2 protein-coding genes are annotated in these 4745 nt (G+C 70.5%); one reads left to right on the top strand and one right to left on the bottom strand.

The genetic code is table 11. The features are described from left to right. Nucleotides 1-279 precede the first annotated feature (279 nt). Nucleotides 280-1392, top strand: coding sequence for a dispase autolysis-inducing protein (locus CCN56_RS25790; protein ID WP_086830373.1), 1113 nt, complete (start codon nt 280-282; stop codon nt 1390-1392). Nucleotides 1393-1485: 93 nt separating this feature from the next. Here the strand turns inward: CCN56_RS25790 and CCN56_RS25785 are convergent, their stop codons facing one another. Next, nucleotides 1486-4416, bottom strand: a complete 2931-nt coding sequence (locus CCN56_RS25785; RefSeq protein ID WP_086830372.1) for a glycoside hydrolase family 48 protein — start codon at nt 4414-4416, stop codon at nt 1486-1488. Nucleotides 4417-4745 lie beyond the last annotated feature (329 nt).

Below are 4745 nucleotides of genomic sequence, written 5' to 3'. Positions count from 1 at the left end.
GGGCCGGTGTTCCGGCCCCGTTCGAAGACCGTAGGGGTTGACGCCGCGTCAACCGCAAGTGCGCTCCGGCGAGGCCAGGACAAGGCCTCGGTGAAGTTTCGACGCATGCGCGTCGCGCGGAGTTCTTGCTCCATCCACCGGCATTTCACGAAGATCCTTCGTCAAGAAGCTTTCCGGTCAACAAGTTTGGCAAATGATCATGCTGACCAAGATCACCTCCTCCGGATAGAAACAAGATCAACAAGCGCCTGTGCGCCCCACCCCACAAGGGAGGCAACCATGAAGCGAACCGGCATCGCCGTCATCACGGCCGCCGCCGCCCTCGCCCTCGCCCAGCCGTCCGCCGCCATCGCGGCCACGGGCTCCGGCTGGACCGCCCCGACCTGCAACCGCGTCGTCGGCGACGGTGCGATCACCTTCACCACGGACGGCGGGGCGAGCCTCGCCGGCACCACCGGCACGCTCAAGCCCATCAGTTACACCCACGGCCTCGTGGCGCTCGGCGCCCCCGGCACGCTCCTCGCCACGCGCAACAACGAGCTCCAGCGCTCCACCGACGCCGGCTGTAGCTGGACCCACGCCGCCACGCTGGGCAGCGAGACCACGCGCCTCACCGCGGGCAGCGGGACCCGCGCCTTCGCGTGGGAGCCGAACGGCGGCTACCTCGCCCGCGTCGACGGCACCACCGTCACCCTACTCACCTCCCCCGTCGCGTCCGTCGTGGGCGTGGGCACCGACCCGGCCGACCCGAACCACGTCCGCCTCGCGGGCGGCGACGGCCGCCTGTACGACTCGCGGAACGCGGGCGCCACCTGGAGCGCCACCGGCACCCCGGCGTTCCCCGAGGGCACCGGCGTCTACTCGGTGACCTTCGACCCGGCCGACCCGAACCACGCCGTCGCCGGCGCCATGGTCCGCGGCGGCGCGGTGACCACGGACGGCGGCGCGACCTGGACCGCCTCCACCGGGCTGACCTCCGGCGCCTCCGCGAACCTGTTCGCGACGGCCGTCTCCCCCGCGAACCCCTCGGTCGTCTACGGCATCGGCGTCGACCTCGCCGAGGCCGTCCCGGGCTCCGGCAACGAGGGCCGCCACCTCTACCGTTCGGCGGACGGCGGCCGCACCTTCACGAAGATCCTCGACGACACGGCGGAGCACAAGCTGACCAACAGCACCCTGCTCGCCCCGAGCCCGTCCGACGCGAACGTGCTCCACTTCGAGTACGGCACGTACTTCATGGGCTACGGCACCGACCTGTTCCGCCTCGACACGGCCACGGGCGCGCTCACCAAGACCCACAACGCCTTCGACGGCGTCTCCGCCATCGCCTTCAACCCGGCCAGCCCCTCGGTGATGTACCTGGGCGTGGAGGAGGTCGGCACCCCGGGCTGACGGCTCACGTGAACGCCCGAAGGCCGGGCGGTCCCCTTGTCGGGGGCCGCCCGGCCTCGTCGTACGCGGAGCCCGCTCTCGCGGGGCGGACTGTTATTCGAGGAGTTCCGCGTACGAGCCCATGGCCATGGCGATGTCCGCCTGGGCCCAGAACCGGTGGTAGGTGAAGACGGGGGCCGCGCCGCCCGCCAGGTAGGCCTCGACCTTCGGCCAGGCCGGGTCGTTCTTGTAGAAGGAGCGGATCGAGGCGAACGTCGACGAGGAGTTCACCGCGTCGCCGTTCGGCATGGTGCCGGTCCAGCCGCTCGGCACGTACACGGGGTCGTCGAAGCGGTTGTAGTCGGCGCGGGTCTCCGGGACGGCGATGCCGAGGGCGTCCCGGTGGTGGTCCCACATGCCGTCGAGGAGGGCCTTGGCGACGCGCTTGGCCTCGGCGTGGCCGGACTTGGCCGCGTAGTAGGTGAGCGTCTTGGCGTAGGCGGCGGCCACGCCGACGTCGTCGGTGTAGTCGGCGACGGTGACGTGCAGTCCGGCGTTGGCTCCGGGGCTCGTCGCGTTCCAGGTGTCGGGCGCGCCGGACCACTGGAGGGTGGAGGGGACGCGGTAGGTGCCGTCCGGGTTGATCGTGGTCTTGGACAGGGCCCAGGAGACCCACTTGTCGAGGACGGTCTTCGCCCTGGCGTCACCGGTCTGCTGGTAGTACTCGGCGACCCGCTCCATGGACCAGGCCTGGAAGCCGAACCACTGGTTGGACGGCGGGTCGTGGTAGACGGGCTTCTCGTCGTAGTACATGCCGTGGAAGGTGGGGGTGCCGGCCGGCGGGGTGGCGTAGCGCCCCTGCCAGCTGTTGGTGGCGCCGCCCGCGATGGCTCCCTCGTCGGACTGGAGCCAGCGGTAGAACTCCAGCTGCCGGCCGAGGCTGGTCGCCCAGTCCGCCGCGCCCGTCGCCGACTTGGGCTTGAGCGGGGCGTACGAGCTCAGCGCGTAGGCGGCGAGGGGGTTCTGGTAGCCGCTGTGGTTGTGGCTGGAGCCGATGCGCCAGGACCAGCCGGCCGAGGTGTCGGTGGCGCCGCCCCAGGCGTAGTACCAGGACAGCAGGTAGTGGGCGCTGTCCTTGCCGGTGCCGGCCGGGCAGGCGGTCGGCCCGACACAGTTCCCCACCTTCTTGAAGTACTTGTCGAACATGGCGTACCGCAGGTAGTCGCCCATCTTGGCGGCCTTGCCGACGGTCGTGGCGACCTGGGAGCCCTTGCCCTGCTCCTTGGCCCAGAGGTCGGCCCAGTAGGCGGCCTGGACGGCGCGGGCGTCGGCGTCGGGGGCGTCGGTGAACTTCCACTGCTTGGCGTACGAGGAGTCCCCGGTGAAGAGGTCCAGGTAGCCGTTCTTCCCGCCGAAGGAGAAGTTGTCGCAGGTGGGGTGGGTGACGGTCTCCCAGACGGACTCCTGCGGGCCGCGCTGGAAGGTGTTGATGTACGAGGGGCCGGTCGCCGTCGGTCCGGCGGAGCACTTCCCGGGTCCGTTGCCGTAGCCGTAGACGTTGTCGACGTCCTGGATCCAGTGCATGCCGTAGATGTCGTCGGTGCCGTAGGCGCTCTTCAGCTCGGCGGCGATCGGGTCGGCCCCGGAGGTCACGCCGGAGTCGAGCTTCGCCGGGTACTGGGAGGGGAGGTCCCACTCCGGGGCGTACGTCGCCGGCTTGGAGGCGTTGTACGAGGAGGTGGTGGGCTGGTCGGCGTGGGTGGGGATCATGAACTTCTCCATGGTGTCCCAGGCGCCGTTGAACTTGGTCCAGTCGCCGGTGATCTTGCCGTACATGGCCTGGAGCCAGATGAGGTAGCTGTACGCCTCCGAGGTCGTCTCGTGCCCCTGGTCGGGGGCCTCGACGATCAGGGTCTCGACGGAGTGGTACGGGATGCCCTCGGGCGAGAAGTAGCCGTTGGCCGGGTTGGTGATCTTCCCGTGGAGGTCGAGGAAGCGGGCGTCGTACGTGGAGTCCGCGGCCAGCTGGGCGACGGTGACCTCGGCCTTGGCGTGGCCGGGGGCGGTCGCGGTGAAGACGGCCGAGCCGGTGCCGGTGGCCGCGGCGGCCACGGTCACCTTCTGGGCGGTGCTCCAGTTCGCCGGGGTGAAGGTGAGGCTCGCCGGCGTCGCGGTGAGGTTGGTGTTGCCGGAGGTACGGGAGACGCTCACCGTGACGTTCGCGGTGGGGGCGGTGGAGAGCTTCAGGTCGAAGGTGCCGGTGGAGCCCTGGCGTACGCCGAGCTGGGTCGGGGAGGCGACGAGCGCGGGTCCCGCGGCGACGGTGATGCCGACGGGCGCCGACTCGGCGGAGGCGCCGAGGGTGTCGTAGGCCTTGGCGTAGAGGGAGTGGGCGCCGGTGGCGAGACCGGCCGCGCTGTAGGTGAAGGGCGCGGTGGTGTCGGTGCCGAGGAGGGCGGTGTCGCTGTAGAACTCCACCTTGTTCACGGTGGCGTCGTCGGCCGCGGCGGCGGTGGCGGCGAGCGGCACGGCGTCGCCCTCGGTGTAGACGGCCCCGGCGGCCGGGCTGGTCAGGACCGCGACCGGGGGCTGGTGGGCGCCGGCGCACGTGGTGCCGTTGACGGCGAAGCCGGTGGGGGCGGCGTTGGTCCCGCTGTAGGTGAACTGGGCGCCGGTGGTGGTGGCGGCACCCGCGGCGAGGGTGCCGTTCCAGGACGCGTTGGTCACCGTGACGTTCTTCCCGGACTGCGACCAGACGCCGTTCCAGCCGTTGGAGAGCTTCTGGTCTCCGGCGTAGGAGTACGTCAGCGTCCAGCCGTTCAGGGGCTCGGCGGCCCGGTTGGTGAGGGTGAGTTCGGCCGTGAAGCCCGAACCCCAGTCGTTGGTCTTGTAGTCGACGCTGCACTGGACGGCGGCGGCCTGGGCCGCGGTGGCGCCGACCGCCGTGGTGGCGCCGACGGCCGTGAGGCCGAGGGGGAGGGAGAGCGCCGCCGCCAGCACGGTCAGCTGCCGGCGCGGTCGCGTTCTCTGTCGGAGACGTGCCATGGGGGTGGTTCTCCTCGCGGCTCGGTGGGGTCGGTGATGCGAAGAGCGAAGGTGCGACAGTCGGACTCTGAACCAGTGGGAGCGCTCCCACTGTGCAGTTGGGGTCCAATGCCGTCAAGGTGTGTGCGGAAGTCGAACCCAAAAGCCGGGGAATTTACCCAACTCCTCTTTTGCTTGGCATCAGTTGGCGCTACGGTCTGCCCCGACCCAGTGGGAGCGATTCCGTCCGGCCGGCACACCGTCACGGGTGTGCCCTCGCTGCGAGGACTCGCTCATGCGACATCCCCCACGTCTTTCCGCGCTGCTCCTGCGAGCAGCGCGGAAAGACG

The organism is Streptomyces sp. NRRL B-24572 (genome assembly GCF_002156145.1).
Lineage (GTDB): Bacteria > Actinomycetota > Actinomycetes > Streptomycetales > Streptomycetaceae > Streptomyces > Streptomyces vietnamensis.
Note: the sequence above shows the minus strand (reverse complement) of the source record. Positions and strands in the feature narration are given on the sequence as shown.